The following is a 16,928-nucleotide window of genomic DNA, read 5'->3' on the forward strand; positions in this document are numbered from 1 at the left end:
TTACAGCGCCTGCATCAACGCGCGCATCATTTCGTTTTCGGTCGACAGCACCTTCGAGTTGGCCTGGTAGTTCTGCTGCGCGCCCATCAGGCTCACGAGCTCCGCGGTCATGTCCACGTTCGACTGCTCGACCGCGCGCACGGCGAGCTTGCCGGCCATGCCGGTGCCCGGCTTGCCGACCAGCGGTTCACCGGTAGCGGAACTGGCCTGCCAGGCGGAACCCTCCACCGGCACCAGGCCGTTTTCGTTCTGGAACGTCGCGATGGCCAATTGGCCGGCCGACAGCTTCTTGCCGTTGCTGTACTGCACCTCGATCGAGCCGTCCTCGGCCAGCGACACACCGGTCGCGGTGCCGGCCTTGTAGCCGTCCGCACGATTCTTGTCGGTCGTCTGTTTGCCGCCAAACATCGTCGTGCCGGCGTAGCTGATGGCAATCGACATCGGTGCGGCGTCGGTTGGCGTGCCGAGATCAAGTTCTACGGTAGCGGTCGGCGTTACCAGTTTGCCGGCGTTATCGAAGCTCAGCTCCACGGGGTTGCCGACATCCTGACCGTCCATCGCGTAATAGATCTGCATCTTGTTGCCCGCATCCTTCACGAAATACTGGGTGACGGTGTGCTCGCGACCGAGAGAATCCGTCACGGTGGCGGCCGAGATGCCGTTGTACGACTTCGGATCGTCCTTGTTGAATGGCGAGACCGTCGGCTTGGTCCAGTCGGCAGACATATTGCCGACGTATTCCAGCGAACTGCTCGCCTGTGCGGGAATCGAGCCCTGGGGAATCGTCAGGCTGCCCAGCGCCCCGTCCGCGCCATACCCCTGCACGACGCGGTTCATGAAATCGGTCACGTTGCCGTTCTTGTCGATGTTGAACACACCGGCGCGCGAATACACCATCGAGCCGTCGGTGTCGCGCGAGATGAAGAACCCCTTGCCTGCGATCGCGGCGTCCATGCTGCGACCCGTCGCGGAAAAATTCCCGGTGACGTCCATCGACTGCGAGGTCGAACCGATCGATACGCCCGACGGCATCGCATTGATGTAACTCGACGCGAAGTTGGCGCGGCCCGATTTAAAGCCCAGCGTGCCACTGTTTGCGATGTTGTTGCTGATCTGGTTGAGCTGCCCGTTGATGGCGTTGATGCCGGCGAGCGCGATGTTGAAACTCATGACTGGAACCTCTTTGAAATGGGGAGACTCTGGAGAGACGCGGTTTCCGAAGACATACGTTGCTGATTTGAACGGCCGAGAAAGCGAGTGATGTCGGTGGCCGCCGCATCACCAATGCCCGCGATCGTCAAGATCACGCGACCGTCCGTTCCGAGACGCACGCTTTGCAGATTGCCATCGAGTTCGACGGGGGGCTTCTCGCCGGAGTCGGCAACCACACGGAGCGTGTAATTGCCCGGCGGCAGGCCGTGCTCTGCGGGGTCGACGTTGAAGTCGACGTCGCCCGCCTGTTTTGCGCCAAGCGAGACCTTGTACTCGGTGCCGCCCCCATCGGTCAGGATCACGCCGACCTCCGACGCCGACGATTCGAGCTTGAAGCCCCCTTTGACCCCCGCATCGCCCAACTCGACCTTTTCCGATCGCACGCGCACTTGTGATCCGACTTGAGACCCGAGCGTCACGACGAGCATGCTTTCCTGCGTCCTGGCGTTGGCGGCGCTAAGGTTGGCAAGCGCTTGCATGGCTTCCACCTGGCTCATCTGCGCGAACTGCGTCACGAACTGGTTGGCTTCCATCGGCGCCAGCGGATCTTGATTCTTGACCTGCGCGACCAACAGCCGGGTGAACATGGCAGACACATCGCCTTCGCCATTGCCTGCTGTTGGCGTGGCGGTCGAACCGCCTATGCCAGTGACGTTATTGACATTGTTCTGGATATCCACCGTGTTCAGCCCTCACCCATGCGCAGCAGGTCCTGCTGCATACCCTTGATGCGCGTAAGCACCTCGACGTTGGTGGAAAAAGCGCGCGAAGCGGCCATCATGTCGGCCATTTCCTCGACGGCGCTGACGTTCGAGTAAAACACCATGCCGTTTTCATCTGCCAGCGGATGGCCCGGCTCATGTCGAGCAGCGAGCGCATCGTCGGTGGCAATCACGTCCAGCACCTGCACGCGCGCACCGCCGTTCTGGAACACCGATGCGAATACCGGTTTGCGCGCGCGGTACGCGGTTTCCTCGGTGCCGGACGTACCTGCATTGGCGAGGTTGCTGGCGATGGTGTTGAGTCGCACGGCTTGTGCGGACAACGCCGAACCCGCGATCTGCGAAATGTCCTTGAAGCTCATCAGATGTTCCCCGTGATGGCGGATTTCAGACCCTTGATTTTCATGTTGACGAATGTCAGGCTGGTCTGGAAATCCGCCGCGTTTTGCGAGAACGCCGCCTGCTCGACACCCAGTTCGACGGTGTTGCCATCTTGCGAAGGACTGCTGGGCACGCGGTACATCGGTTCATCGCCACCGAATCGCAGCGCGGCATCGAAGGCATCGTTGGCGAGCACATAGCCGAGGCTCGCACGGAAGTCCAGATCGCGCGCCTGGTAGCCCGGCGTCGATTCGTTGGCCAAGTTCGATGCAAGGAGCTTGGTGCGTTCGGCACGCACTTTGAGTGCGGCCGCATGTACGCCAAGTGCTTGTTCGAGATTCAATCCCATAGTGGCGGCTTGCCTCCGGAAAGTGCCACGCGGTTGTTACCGGCAGCGGTTGAGTCATAGACCGGCTGGAGGTTACGGGCGAGCGAACGTGGCCGCGAAGAGGTTTTACAGAACTTGAACACGGCGCTCGAGCGTTCGCTACAGCCGCGCGGCGCCCTATAATCGAGCGACATTCAGTTCAAGAAAAAGGACGCGATGGCTCCGACACACTCCCGCAAGCAACCGCACGAGCATGTGGTGCTGGCAGCAGTCATCGCGGCGTTGGCGATGCCGCTTGCAGCCTTTGCGCAGGCACCCGCCCCCGCCGCGGCGCATCCGGGCGATCCGGCCGTTCCGCAGGTCGAGAAGGCGGCTCTGACGTGGCTTGAGCGCTATGTTGCCGATCGCGCGCTAACCAAACCCCATGCTTCAGTCGCGGTGTCGTCCCCACGTCGGCCCGCCCCGACGTGCAGCGAGCCCTACGAAATCGCCGCGACTGACACCAAGACGCTGACCCGCATGCGTTTTTCAGTGCGCTGCAAGGGGGACCCGCGCGCCACGACCTATCTGGTGAAGGCTCATATCGACACGCCAGTGCTGGTAGCGGCAACCGCGTTGCGCTCCGGCCACACGCTCAACGAAGCGGATTTCAAGCAGGATGTCCGCGACTTTGCGCTCACCCCCGATGCGCTGACCGATCCCACCCTTGCTGTTGGGCGCACGCTGCGCCGCACGGTAAAAGCCGGCCAGGTGATCCAGGCGCGGCTACTCAACGGCGCGGAAACCATCCGCCGCGGTCAGGTGGTCCAAATCGAGGCTAATTCCGGGCCGATACGCGTATCCGTGCCGGGCACCGCCATGCAGAATGGCGCGGTCGACGAGGTTATCCGCGTGAAAAACGCGAGCACCGGCAAAGTAATCTTCGCGCGGGTGATCAGTGCCGACACCGTCGAGCCGGTCGGCGTGACGAAGTAGAGGTGACACGGCCGTCGGCACCCGGCCATAACGAACGTCAGCGAACCATCCGCTTGACCAGCCCTACCATTTCCACAAGCTTGGTCGCGTAGGCAGGGTCGGTCGCGTAACCACCATGCTTGAGCGCGCTGGCGAATGCGCTAGCGTCGTCGCCTACGTTGCGCACGCCGGCATAGCGGGGCGAATCGCGCAGCAGCTTGGCGTAATCATGAAAGGCGCCGCCATAGCTTCGGTACGCGCGGAAGTGGTCGACCATCTTCACGGCCGAACCGTTGACATACTCGGTGGTGACGGCAGCAGCCGACTCCCCCGCCCATCCGCCCGTCGATTTGATACCGAACAGGTTATGCGTGGTCTCGCCGCGTACGTTCTTCAGCGGTTTGCTCCCCCAGCCGGATTCAAGCGCCGCGTGCGCGGCGATCAGTTCCGGGGCCGCGCCAATCATCGCACCCGCACGACGAGCGTGCGGCATGATCTCGGCCAGAAAGGCCTGCTGATCCGAATCGGCGAAGTTCGGCCCCGTCGCAGGCGCGCCGCTTCCCAAGACACCCCGCTGCGGCTTCGCGAGCGCTTCCGCGCGGGCTCGCATCATATTGGTCCACGCTGCCGCCTGCGACGAAAGCTGCGGCTCGTTCGAGCGGCCGAACCCGTTACGGATCGTGCCGCGGATATCGCGATTCAGCGATGCGTACAACGAACCAAAGCCCATCGCCGACTCGCTTGCGGACGCAACGGGAGAGGGAGTGCGGGCAGACGGACCCGGCGCGGCGGGCACGAATGCAACGTCAGGCCGGAACATAGGTGTGGCTTTCCCCGTACACCAGGCGCTGCATCACCTCGTACTGCGCGACCAAGAGGCCGCTGTTGCGCCGAGTGAGGGCGTGGCATCGCGCCGCAAGCAGCTTCACTTCCTCACACCGCTCGATGAACGATGCGCGTTGCATTGCGTGCCTGTCGTCGGCCAGCAGACGCCGACCAAGTTCCAGCACCGCACCCGGCACCTGACCGAGCCGCTCAATGCGGTAGCGGCGCCGCATGTCAATCGCATCGGCCTCAGCTGCGATCACGCCAGCGAGCACGCCAAGCCTCACGGTATCGAGTTGCCGCGCCGCAGCAAACTGATCTTCCAGCAATTGCACAAGCTTGCGGTAGCCGACGCAGTCGGCGATAACATCCACGAGCAGTTGGTGCGGGGAACCCGTGCCCGTCATTCGCTACCTCCGTGATAACGTTGAATCGTGCCCGCAAGCTTGCAGGCATCGAACCGGATTTTGCCGGCGGCCAGCGCGGCCTGAACGCGAGCCACCCGAACCAAGTCGATTTCCGGCGTCTCGTCCAGCACGGCGCGTGCTGCATCCAGCACGAGGCGATCACGGGTCTTTTCGTGCACCACCTCAGTTGACGCCACAGTACGCTTGTGACGCACGCCCTCGGAACGCTGTACGCTTTCCGTCCCATTGACTGCGGCGTGTGCCGCCAGATTAGCAATTCGCATGATGTCACCCTAAGGCCCCGCGGCCCTCAAAATTGTTACCCGTTCACACTCCTTCAGAACGAGCAAGCGGATCGATCTGTTAAGTCCTTTTTTTGTCGAGCTTGACACCGACCTCCGCACCGACTCGGCCCGCGTCAGGATCGCCGGCCGACGTGGCGTTAATTCCCGGCGTCAGCGGCACGACTTGGTCGACTGGGCCGAACATGGAGCAGATAGCGCGGGCGCGTTCCGGCGTCAGCACCAGAAATTCAATGCGTCGATTGATTGCGGCGCGAGGATTGTTCACCAGCGGCGCCCGGTCGGCCATGCCGATCACTTGCATCACTTGCTCGGCGTTCACGCCGCCTTGCAACAGCCACGACCGGGCGGACATCGCGCGATCCACCGACAGATCCCAGTTCGAACGCGAGCCGGCGCCCGAGTTGCGATACGGCACCGAATCAGTGTGCCCCAGTACGAACAGTGGATTGCCGATCGAGCCCATGAGCGCGCCCAGCTTGATCAGCATCGGCCGAAACGGCTCGGAAGGTACCGCACCACCACTGACGAACACGCCGCGCTCTTCGGTATCGTGCAGCATGACCCGCAGGCCCATTGGCGTGACGATCGCTTGAACGTTGTCGAGCACCCCGGCGTCCTTGCCGAGCTTGCGCACACGCTCGGCAAGCGCGTCCATCGCCTCGCGGCTGTCCGCCATCGGCTGGCTGCGCTTCACGTCGCCAGCCCCATCGTCAGCCACGTGCGACGCCGACGTGTCCTGCAACGCGTGAGTATTCGGCCCCAACGGCGCACTGGCCGGCATGTCCCAGTCGTCGTCGTACAGTGCACTGTCGACCATTGCGTCCATTTTGCGGCGCGTCTCTTCGTCGCGCGCACTAAGTGCCCACAACAACATGAACACACACAGCAGTGCGAGGCAGAAATCGGCGAACGCGACTTTCCAGCCACCGCCATGATCGTCATCGTAATCGCGCCGAACCGAGCGTTTGACGATCAAGTCGATTGGGGCCGCCCGGCGTTCAACTCGCTTGGCAGGATTAGCCGTCGCGGGCGAGACGGGTGCATCTTCGGCTGTGACGCTTTCGTGGGTGCTATCCAAGCTCATTCACGCCCCGCGTCCAATTGCCCGATCCAGCCCTCGAGCTGCGCGAAGCTTGGCTTGCAGGCCGGTTGCATCATGCGACGGCCTGCATCGATCGCCAGCAGCGGTGGCTTGCCGCCAGCAAAGGCCACCAGTATCACCTTCATGCATTCCATTTCCGACATCTCGGCCTTCATCGCCTGCTTGATCAGATTCGACACCGGATCCAAAACGCCATAACAGAAGAAAATGCCGATAAGCGTGCCAATCATGGCGGCCGCGACATTCTCGGCCAGTTCGGCCGCGCTGGCGCCGTCTCCAAGTCTGCCCATGGCAATCACCACGCCCAATACTGCAGCCACAATGCCAAAGCCGGGCATGGCTTCCGAAATCTTCTTGATCGAGCGCGACGGCAACTCGATGTTCTCTTGAATGGCAACCAACTCCTGCTCGAGCACGCTTTCCAGCTCGTGTGAACTGATCTTGCCCATCGCCATCAAGCGAAGGTTGTCGACAATGAAGGTAAGCAACTCGGGGCCCTGTAGCACCAGCGGGTAGCGCTGGAACAGCCGGCTTTCGTGCGGGTTCTCGACGTGGTTGTCGAGCGCCTTGAGGTCTCTGCCAATGTTCAATAGCTCATACATCACCAGCAGTTGCTGGCGCTGGAGTTCCTTGTTGGCCATGCGCTTGCGCCTGCCCATCACCTTACGCAATTGCTTGCCCATGTCGACGAGCACGTGGCGCGAATTGCCGAGCACCAGCGCACCAACGGCCGAGCCGACGACGATCAACAATTCGACAGGCTGCCAGAGCTTGCGGAAATCGCCCCCCATGAATACGAAGCCGCCGAATACACAGCCAAGCACGATCAAAATTCCAAATATCTGTTGCATGATTTCTTCCCGACCTGGGCGCCGTCCTGTGCGAGCGGCGCAATGTTCTTCAATGTCAATGCTGACTGAGGCGCTTGCGCATCTTGACCAGAGCACTCTTGTTGATCTGACAGACTCGAGCCCGCGTCAGGCCCAGCACCGCCCCGATCTCCGCTTGACTCAGATCGAATTCGTAATAGAGCTGGATGATCTGCTGCTCGCGCGCATCGAGCACGCCCAGCGCCTGTTCAAGCGAGTGGCGCAGCATCGCCCGGTGTTCAATGCCATCGCTGCCGCCGCACTCGTACCGTTCCGCGTCCTCTTCCAGCAAGGCGTCAAAGCTGACGAACTCTTGTGCGCAGTCGTCCAGTTGCAACTGCTCGTATTCGTCGTCTCCGATTTTCAGCACGTTGCACACTTCTTCTTTCGTAGGATCGCGGCGCAGTTCCCGGCGCAATGCCCGCTCAGTGCTGCGCAGACGGTGAGCACCTTGTCGTGCCGAGCGCGGACGCCAGTCCTGGCGGCGCAGTTCGTCCAGAATCGCGCCCCGCACGCGAAATAGAGCAAAATGCTCGAATTCGTCATCGGGCTCGCCGTAGCGACGCAGCGCTTCGAGCAGGCCCATCAGTCCGAGTTGCTCGAGGTCGCAGGCCTCCATCGCTCCGCCCGCCTGCGACGCGAGCTTGCGCACGATGCGCTTCACCAGCGGCGCATACTGCGTCATCCAGCGTGCCTCATCAGCAGGGGACAACGTCTGGTTCTCGCGCTGTACACTTTGGTATTCCGTGTAGATCGTTGCAGTCATCGTATTCGGTCCATCATGGCCTTCGTTACCGTCACGTTACGAGAGCGTGCGATTGGTGCCGCAGCACAATGTTCGTATTCCAAATTGAGCAATGCTGCTGATTCGAGCTATTCCATGCACTGCACATCGACCAGCGTGCGCGCGGCCGGTACGCCTCGGACCATCTCGCACAGCGCCGTCAGCCGTTCGCGCAACTCGCTTCGTTGCTCGAAAGCAGCAGATCCGGCATCAGATTGCACGGCCGCGTGTTGCCCTTGTTGCCGTGCGTTCCGATTCATGTCGTCATCCTCTTCACGTACGCTAATTCGCGAGGCGGCAATTCGAATATCGAATCGCCGCCTGCGGAGGCCAATCCGCCACCAGGCCCTCGCGTGGGTGGCTCATCGCGTGGATGGTGCTCGCGGCCGCCCGAGCCGCCCGCCTCGCCATGGCTTTGCCGACCTGCCGAGACCTGCACGGTCACGTCGCCACCATGTCGCGCGCCGAGATCCTGGCGCAAGCTTTCTCCGATCGCCTGCAACTGGAGAACGACCTCGGGATGAGTGGCCGACAAGTGAACTGCCATGCCGTTGACGTTCTGGCGTAGGTCGATGCGTATCGATCCGTTCGAACCCGGTTCGAGTCGGATCACGGCTTGACGCATGCCCTGAGCCATCTGCACGCTCAGGCGCTCTCCCAACGCGTCGATCAGCTCCTGCTGACGCGCGGTCGGCGCACTCGTTGACGTTGCCGGTACCGTTGCAGCTTCCGGCACCTTTGCCGCTTCCGGTACCTTTGCCGCTTCCGGTACCCTTGCCGCGTCCGGTACCCTTGCCGCTTCCGTCAACAGTTCGGCTTGTGTTGCGCGGGTGCCTACCTCGCAGTCGGGCGTGACCGCAGATGGCCCTGTCGGAGCGATTGCGTCACCGAACGCGAGCGGGCCGAAGATCTGCGACACGTGCGTCGTCGCGAGATTCATGCTTTGGTTCAATAGCGCCCCAGGCACCGCACTCGATCGATGGTCGAACAGGCGCGCGGCCAGCATGGGCGCGACCGGTTCCTTCGCATCAACTTGCGGCAAAACCGCTTGCTCGATCGCGCCGCGCCGGTACAAGTCCACTGGGTGCGCTGTCCCATGCGTGTGTGCCGGCAACGAAACGATGGTGGAAAGGCGTTGCATTGCTACGGTATCGACCGGTGTGTCGCTTGTCGTCCGGTCCGGTGCGACAGTGTCGACTGCACGTGCTTCAAGTGCCTGCATAAGGCCCGGTGCGGCCACCGCGCCGTCCTGCAACGACGGCATGTCGCTAGCCGGCGGTTCGGTTTCAGGCGCTCGCGCCAGTGCCAACCACGGATCCAGCACCGACACCGGATCCGCCGTAGCGTCCGTGCCGTCGTCCAGTCCGGAGCCTTCCACCAGCAAGGACTCGAAATCATCGGTTAACACGGATGGCTGCACGCTGAGCACTGCAGCCAGCACGGCGCTACCGTCGGCTGCCGTTGCCGGCGCAAGGTCGGCCATTGCCGAAAGACCGCTCATCATTGCTGGCTCCCTTGAACTGCATAGGCCTGCCAGACTTCGCGGCGATCATTGAGATCGTTCATCGCCTCGATCAGCCGTTCGGCTTCAATTTCCAATAACGAAATAGCGACGCGGTGCGCGATCGTCAGAAGTCTCAGTGCTTCCAGCTCGGCAGCGGTCAACGCCGTTCCGGTTGCCATGTTGCTCACGATATCGTGTACTTCGACGCTCAAGCACACCAGCGCGTCGAAATCGCACTTCGCAATCGCTTGTCGTACGCGCATTGCAAGTCGTAGCACATAGTCGCTCTGGTCCATGGTCTATCATCCGAATCGTTGATCGACGCCTTCCCACGCCGCGCGCAGCGTGCGAATCAGCATCGAGACTTCATCGATAAGGAGCGGATCCAGAGTGAGTCCGGCTTCATTCAGGCGTACCGTGCAGTACTCGTACAGCCGGGCAAGGTTGACGACGACCTCGTTGCCGACGTCGAAATCGAGTGCACTGGTCAGACCATGCAGCATGCCGATGCACTTATTCAGGCTGTTGCCCTTCTCTTCGTAGCGTCCAGCTTCGATATGGGCGCGCGCGCGCGCCATCTCGTCGAGCAGGCCATCCATCAGCACAATCACCAACCGCACCGGCGACGCGCTTGCCGCCTGACTCGCCAGGTTCGTCGTCTGGTAACTGCCATAACCATGTCGGGTCGTCATTTCTTGTGTCCGCCAAGGAGGTCGTCGAGCAACTGCTTCGTGTATTCCATCCGCTTCTGCAGCTCCGCCACACGCGTGAACTGGGTCAGATATCGGTCATAGACCTGACGGTATTGCACTTCGAGCGAGCGCTCCTTTTTCTTTAACGATTGCTCAACAAGCTCAACGGACTCCTGACGACGCTTGACCTGACCGTCGACGGACGAGGTCCATGTCTTCAGGTAGGCGTCCATGCGCGCGACGATGCCCTTCTGAGGATCGGCAAACAGAGCGTCGAGGCCGTTCGGGTTCTTGGTCAGCCCGGCGTTCAGCTTGCCCGTATCGAGCGACAGTTTGCCGGTACGATCCGCCGAGATGCCGTAGTCCAACATCCGTTTCTCGCCCACTGTGGCGCGCAACAGCGCGTTCATCCGCAGTTGGAGGTTGCGCACACCGGCATCGCCGACGAACGGCCCTGCGCTGGACGGATCGTCAGGGTTGACCTTCGTCAACTCGGACAGGACGCCCATTACTTTGTTATATGCATCGACAAACGCCTGCACGGCGTCGGCCGTGCCGCCTTGGTCGAGCTTGATATCGAGCAACAATGGTGCGTCATCTTGGACCATCGACTGCTTGAACGTGACGGACACGCCCTGAATGCCGGTGAAAGTGTTGCTGGACTGCTTGATGTCGACACCGCTCTCCCCGCCAAGTTTGAATATGGCGTCTCGTGCCATCGACAGTTCGTCTGGCGTACCCGACAGAACCGCAGATAGCGCTGCATCGCGGATGCCGCCGGTGTCGAGCGAAATCGCACCGGCCTCGCCGGTCCCGCCTGAGGTCAACACGAGACGCTGCTCACCTTCGATCGTGATGATCGACGCAGATACCTTGCCCTTGTTGCCGGCGGCCTGATTGATCGCACGAGCCAGTTCGGCCGGCGACACGTTTCCGCTCGCGTCCGCGTTGGCCGCCGATAGGTCCACCTTGAACGATTCGCCGTTCGCGAGTGCGATTCCGAGTGTGCCCGCATCCTTGGCACCGTATGACGAGAGGCCCTTGAAAGCCACCTGATGCGCCGACGCGAGCTGCTTGACGAAGAACGCGTAACGACCGGGCTGCGCACTGGCCGCCGCCGTGGCTTCGCCTAGCGCCTGGTTCGACAGCGAAGCCTTTTGTTTGACGATGCCACCAACACCGGATAAGGCCTTCAACGCGGTCTGAAACGAACTCAACGCGCCTTGTAACCGGGTAAGCCCGGCCTGGGCAACCGCGTTGCCCGCTTTCTGGCTTTTCAGGCGCTGAACTGCATTCTGCATGTACTTTTCGGTAAGCGCCTTCGCGCTTGCCACTGGGTCTCCAATACTGCCGAACATGGCGTCCTCGCTTGATCAGAATGGGTTGGATATCGAACGTTGCTGCGACAGCCGCCTGCGCAGCCACGCCTGGGAAGCCTGCTGGTCTTCGAGTTTGCGATCGCGTGCGCGCTTCTCGAGTTCGAGCGCGCCAAGCTTCTTGCTGCGAACTCGATCGATCTGCTCGTAACGCAGGCGTGCGTGGCACAAATCCGCGCGCAAGCCCGCGACCAATGCCTCGTGCTTTGCCAATTGACGCTCGTGCAGATGAATCAGATTGGCGAGCGCGGAGCGATAGCGCGCGCCGTTCATTGCGTGCTCGGGATGTACGTGCGTACCGGTGTCGACGCTTTGCATCAGCAAAGTCATTTGCGAAATATGATGGCGATAGCGAGCGCCTTCCGCGTCGCGCGCGGCGACATCGACTTCCAGCCGATCCACTTCCTTCGCACGCATCGCAACGAGTTGCGATAGTCCGGCAACGACATGTCGGGCGTTCATGCGGCAATCTCCGCCAGAATATCCAGCGTCGCCTGGCGCGGCGCGACCTCGTCCTGCGCCTGACACAGGAAGGCTTCGATCCGGTCGTGCATCTTCACGGCGTGATCGGTAACGAGATCCGCGCCGGCCACGTAGCCGCCCAGCGGGATCAGATCGCGAACATTGACGTAGCGAGACATCATTTGCTTGACCTTGCGTACCGCGTCGATCTGCTCGCGCGGCGCCACGAGCGACATGCAGCGGCTGACCGAGCGCAGCACGTCGATCGCCGGGTAATGCCCCTGGGAGGCGAGATCGCGCGACAGCATGATGTGACCATCGAGAATCGCACGCGCCGTGTCGACCACGGGGTCCTGTTCGTCGTCGCCTTCAGCCAACACGGTGTAGATGGCACTCATGCTGCCAACACCTTCGCCGTTGCCCGCGCGCTCCACCAAACGTGGCAACATGCCGAACACCGAGGGCGGATAACCGCGCGTGGCCGGCGGCTCGCCCAGCGCCAGCGCGATTTCCCGCTGCGCCATCGCGTAACGCGTGAGGGAATCGATCATCAGCAGCACATCGTTGCCGACATCGCGAAAGTGTGTGGCAATGGCGTGGCACAGCTCGGTCGCCATCAAACGCATCAGTGGGGATTCATCCGCCGGTGCGACCACGACGATGGCTTTGGACAAGCCTTCGGGGCCAAGCGAGTGCTCGATAAACTCTCGCACCTCGCGGCCTCGCTCGCCGATCATGCCAACCACCACCACATCGGCCGCGGCCTGGCGCGCGATCATGCCGAGTAGCACGCTCTTGCCAACGCCACTGCCAGCAAAAAGGCCAACGCGCTGCCCGCGGCCCAACGTCAGCATGCCGTCGATCGCGCGCACGCCTACGTCCATCACCCCCTCCACCGGCTGCTTGCGCAGCGGGTTCACGCGCGGGGGAGCCAGATCGAGCACGGCGTCGCCGACGAGCGGACCACGGCCGTCGATCGGTTCACCGAGACCATCGACGATACGGCCACGCCATGCCGGGCCGATCGACAGTGTGCGCGCACCTTCATCGCCAAACACGCGCGCGCCCGCGGCCAAACCCTCTGCGGGCCTGAAGGGCATCAAATACGACACGCCTTCCCGAAAGCCGACCACGCGGGCGTCGAGCCAGTCATTCGATGCGGTTTCGATCCGTGCGAGTTGACCGGTCTCGAATGCATAGCCGGTCACCTCAAGCAGGAGGCCCGAGACGGCGGACAAGCGCCCTACCGGCCTTGCGACGGGCACATCGCCAAGGTGAAGCTTGCCGAGTACGGATTCGTTCATGCTGGCACTCCGTCCGAGTCATCGGCATGGGCATGCGCAAGCTGCGAGGTAATCCGCTCGATGCAGGCGACAAGGCGCTGACCACAGCCCGCGTCCATTTCGATGTCATCGGCCCGCACGCGGCATTCGCCGGGCTCGAGCCGGTCGTCCGGCACCAGTTGCCAGCCCTGCGCTCGGTCGGGTGCCGCTTCAGCTAAGCGCGCGTAATCGGCCGGGTTCAGTCGCACGCTGACAGATTCGGGCGGTTTCGTCAGCGTGCCGACGGCTTCATCCACAAACGCGAGGATCCGCTCGGGACGAGTTTCAAGCTCCGCACGCGCAACCTGCCGGGCAACGTCGCCAACGAGCTCGGCCACTTCGCTGCGCACCTTGGCTCGATACGCTTCCTGCACGCGCTGGAAGCCACGAACCAGCGCGTCGACCGGTGCTACCAGCGCATCGAACCCAGAACGCACATCGCGGCGTGCGCCTTCGGCGCCGACTCGTTCGCCGGCGGCAAAGCCCTCCTCGTAACCCGCTTGCCGAGCTTCTTCAAGCAATTCCGCGGCCGGTGGTACATGCAGTTGCTCGGAGAGCAGATCCACCTCGTCGGGCGCCGTGAATCCGCCAAGCTGCTCGCTTGCCGCGCGAATGCGTGCCAGCGAGGGAAATGCATAGCGTCGGTACGTCCTCATCGAAGTGCTTCCTCCGCCACGAGCCGAAGTTCGATGTCGCCGTCGTCGGCAAGTCTTCGTACGATGTCCATGATTTCGCGGCGCGCCGACTCGACTTTGCCCGGGATTGCGGGTTCCGTCCGGCGCAACATCTCCTCGAAGGCCTGCACCGCGCGCCGCGGCATCGAGCGCAACAGTGCGTCGCGCACAGCTGGGTCGGCACCCTTAAGCGCCACGCCCCACAGCGCCGTGTCGACATGTTCGAGAATGACGGAGATCACCTCATCATCCTGGTTCGCGATCACCGCGAAATCGTAGATAAGGTCTTCCACCGCTGCCACCAACTCCGGGTCTCGGGCACGCAGAATTTCCACTATGTGGGCGCGGTCGCCCGGCATACGGTTAATGATGTCGGCGGCCTGCCGCACACCTTCGACGGCCGTGCTTTGTGTGCCAAGGTTAGCGATGCAGCCGTCGACTACGTCTTCCAAGTCTCGCAGCAGGTCATGATCGATCTCGGTCAGACGCGCGATATCGAGCAGCACTTGCTCGCGTCGCACTTCGGGCAGCGCCTGAATCACGCGGCTCGCCTGCTCCGGCGGCAGGAAGACGAGGAACATGGCTTGCATGCGTACGTGCTCATCGCGCAGGCGGTCGGCAAGCCATTGCGGCTGTGCCCACTGCAGGCGCGCCATTTTCGGGCCTATCGCGTCACCGTAAATCTTGTTGAGCACGCTGTTGGCCACCACACCGCCGAGCGCCATCTCAAGCGAGCGCTGCAAGAACGAGCGCGAAGCACCCCGTACACCGCTCTGCTCGCGAAAATTCGTGAAGAAGTGCTCGATGGTGCTCTGCACAGCCTCCACCTTGACGCCCTGCATGCGTGACATGGCCAGTGTCACGTCCAGCAACTCCTCGCGCGAAAGGCATCGCAGCACGCCCGCCGCAGCTTCCTCGCCGATGCTGAGCAGGATGATGGCGGCACGCTCTACCGCGGCAAGATTCTGGGCCGGCGGGCCTGCCGTTATGACGGTGTCCACGGTCGCAGGTACGTCAGTTGGTGTGCTCATCGTCTCGAATCCAGGGTTTGATGACTTCGGCAACGCGCTCAGGGTCCTGAGCGGCCAGATGCTTCAGGTGTGCGATCAGCACGTCGGCGCCGGAGCCAATCGGCGGGAGATTCGCGTCGGCCAGCAGCAGGGGCTGCGTGTCGGCGTCGGCGGCTGCCGCAAGCGCCGGGGTTTCCGGACCGCCGGGTACGGCGTTGGCGCCTTGCGACTGCGGGTCGCGCCCGCCGTTGGCCCAAATGCGAAGCACCTTAAGCAGCGGGCGGAAGATGAATACGAACCCGAGTAGCGCACCCAATGCCCACGCTGCCCAAGTACCAATCGTTACGATGTTGTCGGGCTGTTTCCACCACGGCTGCGATACGGACACCGGCGTGCCGCGGAAGTCCAGCGACGACACCGTCAGTGCATCTGCACGGTCGGCATCGATGCCCAAGCCATTGCGCAGGATCGTGTCCACCTGCGCAAGTTGTGCTGGCGCCCAAGCCTTTCCACCGCCGGGCGCGGCGGCGTTGTTCAGAACCACCGCCACGTTCACGCGCTTTACGCGCACGGGACTGCGCTTGATCTGGACGACATTGCGGTCGTAAGCGTATTGGCGTGTCTGCGCGTTCTTGGCCGAGTGTGGCGCTTCGGGCATGCTGGCAGTCGACGGCGGCGCCGGGCGGTTCGACAATGAACCCGGTACACCCAACGCTGCCTGACCGATGTCCTTCTCGTCGCGAATCGCTTCCTGTGTCACCTTCGGGGCCTCGCCGTATTGCTCGCGGGTCTCTTCCACGCGATCGTGGTCCAGCTCGACGGCAACGCTCGCGCGAAAGTTGCCGTCCCCCAACACAGGCGTGAGCAACTCGCGAATATTGCGCAATACCTGTTCACGCATTTGCGCACCCAACTCGCTATCGCGTGTGGAATTTCCCAGTACCGGATCGATCTGCGCGGAGAGGTGATTGCCGGCCTGGTCTATCACCGTCACGCGGGCCGGGTCGAGGTTCGCCACGCTGCCCGCTACCAGCGCGACGATCGCGGCAATCTGCTCCTTGCTCAGCTTGCGGTTGGGCTTGAGCGTGAGCACCACCGATGCCGAACTCTTGTCGCCATCGGCCAGAATGAACGACGCCGATTTAGCAATCGACAGATGCACACGAGCCGACGACACCGGTTCGAGCGCCATAACGCTCTGCATCAGCTCGCCTTCGAGGCCACGCCGAAACCGGACGTCCTGCACGAACTGACTGACGCCCAGCGGATCACTCTTGTCCACCTGCTCCAGCCCCTCCGGCAATTTGGCTACCACGCCCTTGGCGGCCAGCATCATGCGCGCGGCACCGAGCTTCTGCTCCGGCACCAGCACCTGGCCACTGTCCGGGTGGATACGGTACGGAATGCCTTCGGCGTCCAGCGCGGCCATCATGTCGGCGGCGACCACGGTTTCCTGGGAGCCAAAAATCGGTTTGTAGCGCGAGTCCTGACGATGCATCAGCATCATGGTCAGCGCGGCCAGGCTAATCGCCAGGATGACGATGGGCACCACTTTGGACAGCGCCGCGGGGGACGGCAATCGGAAATGGCCGGGAGGCGCGAAGCGCGCAATCTGAGCCTTGACTTGAGCAAGCACGTTTGCGGTCCTCATCAAACCTGCATCTTGATGATGTCGTCAAAAGCACTCATGACCTTGTTGCGCACCTGGACCATTGTGGAGAACGACAGGCTTGCCTGCTGGCTGGCAAGCATGGCGCCCACGAGGTCATCGCTGGCGCCGGTTTCCACGGCGGTGACGAGATCGTCGGCGTGATGTTGTTGCGCATCCGCGCCACGCACGGCCTGCTTGAGTAAATCGGCGAAGCCTCCCGCGATGTCGGCAGAGGCGGCTTCGGTTTTCGGGTCATCGTTTTTTGGGATGACGGATTGGCGAATCGAATCGAGCATCGCGCTCGAGAGGTCGACAGTCATGGCGGCTCCAGATTGGCTATGGCACGGA

General features: G+C 62.4%; 21 protein-coding genes. 1 reads left to right on the forward strand and 20 read right to left on the reverse strand.

What is annotated here, in order from left to right; translation table 11 throughout:
* From AP428_RS29755 to flgB, 4 genes are read right to left on the reverse strand one after another with little or no spacing between them, the layout of a single operon-like run.
* Positions 1 to 1,170, reverse strand: coding sequence for a flagellar hook protein FlgE (locus tag AP428_RS29755; protein WP_054928503.1), 1,170 nt, complete (start codon positions 1,168 to 1,170; stop codon positions 1 to 3).
* Complete coding sequence (locus tag AP428_RS29760) at positions 1,167 to 1,892, reverse strand: flagellar hook capping FlgD N-terminal domain-containing protein (protein WP_054928504.1); 726 nt, start codon at positions 1,890 to 1,892, stop codon at positions 1,167 to 1,169. Before AP428_RS29760 ends, AP428_RS29755 begins: the two co-directional genes overlap by 4 nt.
* A 5-nt stretch (positions 1,893 to 1,897) precedes the next feature.
* A complete protein-coding gene (gene flgC, locus AP428_RS29765) occupies positions 1,898 to 2,296 on the reverse strand; it encodes a flagellar basal body rod protein FlgC (RefSeq protein WP_027782020.1) in 399 nt (132 codons plus the stop codon).
* Positions 2,296 to 2,664 carry a flagellar basal body rod protein FlgB gene (gene flgB, locus AP428_RS29770; protein ID WP_054928505.1) on the reverse strand — a complete coding sequence of 123 codons (369 nt, stop codon included), beginning with the start codon at positions 2,662 to 2,664 and terminating at the stop codon, positions 2,296 to 2,298. Before flgB ends, flgC begins: the two co-directional genes overlap by 1 nt.
* 237 nt (positions 2,665 to 2,901) lie before the next feature.
* Between flgB and flgA the strand changes: the two genes are divergently transcribed.
* Positions 2,902 to 3,618 (forward strand): flagellar basal body P-ring formation chaperone FlgA, encoded by a 717-nt coding sequence (gene flgA, locus AP428_RS29775; protein ID WP_197285616.1) that lies wholly within the window; start codon positions 2,902 to 2,904, stop codon positions 3,616 to 3,618.
* Positions 3,619 to 3,655: 37 nt separating this feature from the next.
* Here flgA and AP428_RS29780 read toward each other — a convergent pair whose 3' ends face one another.
* The 16 genes from AP428_RS29780 to fliE form a co-directional block, all read right to left on the reverse strand.
* Complete coding sequence (locus AP428_RS29780) at positions 3,656 to 4,327, reverse strand: glucosaminidase domain-containing protein (protein ID WP_054928507.1); 672 nt, start codon at positions 4,325 to 4,327, stop codon at positions 3,656 to 3,658.
* 76 nt (positions 4,328 to 4,403) lie between these two features.
* Positions 4,404 to 4,829, reverse strand: a complete 426-nt coding sequence (locus AP428_RS29785; protein ID WP_054928508.1) for a hypothetical protein — start codon at positions 4,827 to 4,829, stop codon at positions 4,404 to 4,406.
* Entirely contained in the window at positions 4,826 to 5,113 is a 288-nt protein-coding gene (locus AP428_RS36985; protein ID WP_125381090.1) for a flagellar biosynthesis anti-sigma factor FlgM, read from the reverse strand. Before AP428_RS36985 ends, AP428_RS29785 begins: the two co-directional genes overlap by 4 nt.
* Before the next feature lie 79 nt (positions 5,114 to 5,192).
* Entirely contained in the window at positions 5,193 to 6,218 is a 1,026-nt protein-coding gene (locus tag AP428_RS29790) for a flagellar motor protein MotB (RefSeq protein ID WP_082409472.1), read from the reverse strand.
* Entirely contained in the window at positions 6,215 to 7,087 is an 873-nt protein-coding gene (gene motA, locus AP428_RS29795; protein WP_054928510.1) for a flagellar motor stator protein MotA, read from the reverse strand. Before motA ends, AP428_RS29790 begins: the two co-directional genes overlap by 4 nt.
* 55 nt (positions 7,088 to 7,142) lie before the next feature.
* On the reverse strand, positions 7,143 to 7,871 hold the full coding sequence (locus AP428_RS29800) for a FliA/WhiG family RNA polymerase sigma factor (RefSeq protein WP_054928511.1): 729 nt from the start codon (positions 7,869 to 7,871) through the stop codon (positions 7,143 to 7,145).
* 274 nt (positions 7,872 to 8,145) lie between these two features.
* Positions 8,146 to 9,393 (reverse strand): flagellar hook-length control protein FliK, encoded by a 1,248-nt coding sequence (locus AP428_RS36990; protein WP_054928512.1) that lies wholly within the window; start codon positions 9,391 to 9,393, stop codon positions 8,146 to 8,148.
* The gene (locus AP428_RS29810; RefSeq protein WP_054928513.1) at positions 9,390 to 9,689 is read right to left on the reverse strand and encodes a hypothetical protein; all 300 of its coding nucleotides are present in this window, start codon (positions 9,687 to 9,689) and stop codon (positions 9,390 to 9,392) included. Before AP428_RS29810 ends, AP428_RS36990 begins: the two co-directional genes overlap by 4 nt.
* Positions 9,690 to 9,695: 6 nt before the next feature.
* On the reverse strand, positions 9,696 to 10,085 hold the full coding sequence (fliS, locus tag AP428_RS29815) for a flagellar export chaperone FliS (RefSeq protein WP_054928514.1): 390 nt from the start codon (positions 10,083 to 10,085) through the stop codon (positions 9,696 to 9,698).
* Positions 10,082 to 11,443, reverse strand: a complete 1,362-nt coding sequence (fliD, locus tag AP428_RS29820; protein ID WP_054928515.1) for a flagellar filament capping protein FliD — start codon at positions 11,441 to 11,443, stop codon at positions 10,082 to 10,084. The genes fliS and fliD overlap by 4 nt, the downstream gene beginning before the upstream one ends.
* A gap of 15 nt (positions 11,444 to 11,458) precedes the next feature.
* Entirely contained in the window at positions 11,459 to 11,923 is a 465-nt protein-coding gene (locus tag AP428_RS29825) for a hypothetical protein (protein WP_125381088.1), read from the reverse strand.
* Positions 11,920 to 13,227: a FliI/YscN family ATPase gene (locus AP428_RS29830; protein WP_054928517.1), complete on the reverse strand. Its 1,308-nt coding sequence runs from the start codon at positions 13,225 to 13,227 to the stop codon at positions 11,920 to 11,922. The genes AP428_RS29825 and AP428_RS29830 overlap by 4 nt, the downstream gene beginning before the upstream one ends.
* On the reverse strand, positions 13,224 to 13,901 hold the full coding sequence (locus tag AP428_RS29835; RefSeq protein WP_054928518.1) for a FliH/SctL family protein: 678 nt from the start codon (positions 13,899 to 13,901) through the stop codon (positions 13,224 to 13,226). Before AP428_RS29835 ends, AP428_RS29830 begins: the two co-directional genes overlap by 4 nt.
* Positions 13,898 to 14,950, reverse strand: a complete 1,053-nt coding sequence (locus AP428_RS29840; RefSeq protein ID WP_054928519.1) for a flagellar motor switch protein FliG — start codon at positions 14,948 to 14,950, stop codon at positions 13,898 to 13,900. The genes AP428_RS29835 and AP428_RS29840 overlap by 4 nt, the downstream gene beginning before the upstream one ends.
* Positions 14,934 to 16,580 carry a flagellar basal-body MS-ring/collar protein FliF gene (gene fliF, locus AP428_RS29845; RefSeq protein WP_082409474.1) on the reverse strand — a complete coding sequence of 549 codons (1,647 nt, stop codon included), beginning with the start codon at positions 16,578 to 16,580 and terminating at the stop codon, positions 14,934 to 14,936. The genes AP428_RS29840 and fliF overlap by 17 nt, the downstream gene beginning before the upstream one ends.
* Positions 16,580 to 16,900: a flagellar hook-basal body complex protein FliE gene (gene fliE, locus AP428_RS37710; protein ID WP_054928531.1), complete on the reverse strand. Its 321-nt coding sequence runs from the start codon at positions 16,898 to 16,900 to the stop codon at positions 16,580 to 16,582. The genes fliF and fliE overlap by 1 nt, the downstream gene beginning before the upstream one ends.
* Positions 16,901 to 16,928: the final 28 nt, after the last annotated feature.

Origin of the sequence: Burkholderia sp. E168m22, assembly GCF_001319805.1 — a bacterium.
GTDB classification, from domain to species: Bacteria; Pseudomonadota; Gammaproteobacteria; order Burkholderiales; family Burkholderiaceae; genus Burkholderia; species Burkholderia orbicola.

Bases quoted from the DNA above. Each gene is read 5' to 3' on its own strand.
- AP428_RS29840 (WP_054928519.1), bottom strand. From the start codon at position 14,950: ATGAGCACACCAACTGACGTACCTGCGACCGTGGACACCGTCATAACG.
- AP428_RS29800 (WP_054928511.1), bottom strand. From the start codon at position 7,871: ATGACTGCAACGATCTACACGGAATACCAAAGTGTACAGCGCGAGAAC.
- AP428_RS29830 (WP_054928517.1), bottom strand. From the start codon at position 13,227: ATGAACGAATCCGTACTCGGCAAGCTTCACCTTGGCGATGTGCCCGTC.
- AP428_RS29785 (WP_054928508.1), bottom strand. From the start codon at position 4,829: ATGACGGGCACGGGTTCCCCGCACCAACTGCTCGTGGATGTTATCGCC.
- AP428_RS29790 (WP_082409472.1), bottom strand. From the start codon at position 6,218: ATGAGCTTGGATAGCACCCACGAAAGCGTCACAGCCGAAGATGCACCC.
- flgC (WP_027782020.1), bottom strand. From the start codon at position 2,296: ATGAGCTTCAAGGACATTTCGCAGATCGCGGGTTCGGCGTTGTCCGCA.
- motA (WP_054928510.1), bottom strand. From the start codon at position 7,087: ATGCAACAGATATTTGGAATTTTGATCGTGCTTGGCTGTGTATTCGGC.
- AP428_RS29825 (WP_125381088.1), bottom strand. From the start codon at position 11,923: ATGAACGCCCGACATGTCGTTGCCGGACTATCGCAACTCGTTGCGATG.
- fliD (WP_054928515.1), bottom strand. From the start codon at position 11,443: ATGTTCGGCAGTATTGGAGACCCAGTGGCAAGCGCGAAGGCGCTTACC.
- AP428_RS29810 (WP_054928513.1), bottom strand. From the start codon at position 9,689: ATGGACCAGAGCGACTATGTGCTACGACTTGCAATGCGCGTACGACAA.
- AP428_RS29780 (WP_054928507.1), bottom strand. From the start codon at position 4,327: ATGGGCTTTGGTTCGTTGTACGCATCGCTGAATCGCGATATCCGCGGC.
- flgB (WP_054928505.1), bottom strand. From the start codon at position 2,664: ATGGGATTGAATCTCGAACAAGCACTTGGCGTACATGCGGCCGCACTC.
- fliF (WP_082409474.1), bottom strand. From the start codon at position 16,580: ATGAGGACCGCAAACGTGCTTGCTCAAGTCAAGGCTCAGATTGCGCGC.
- AP428_RS36985 (WP_125381090.1), bottom strand. From the start codon at position 5,113: ATGCGAATTGCTAATCTGGCGGCACACGCCGCAGTCAATGGGACGGAA.
- fliE (WP_054928531.1), bottom strand. From the start codon at position 16,900: ATGACTGTCGACCTCTCGAGCGCGATGCTCGATTCGATTCGCCAATCC.
- AP428_RS29755 (WP_054928503.1), bottom strand. From the start codon at position 1,170: ATGAGTTTCAACATCGCGCTCGCCGGCATCAACGCCATCAACGGGCAG.
- fliS (WP_054928514.1), bottom strand. From the start codon at position 10,085: ATGACGACCCGACATGGTTATGGCAGTTACCAGACGACGAACCTGGCG.
- AP428_RS29835 (WP_054928518.1), bottom strand. From the start codon at position 13,901: ATGAGGACGTACCGACGCTATGCATTTCCCTCGCTGGCACGCATTCGC.
- AP428_RS36990 (WP_054928512.1), bottom strand. From the start codon at position 9,393: ATGATGAGCGGTCTTTCGGCAATGGCCGACCTTGCGCCGGCAACGGCA.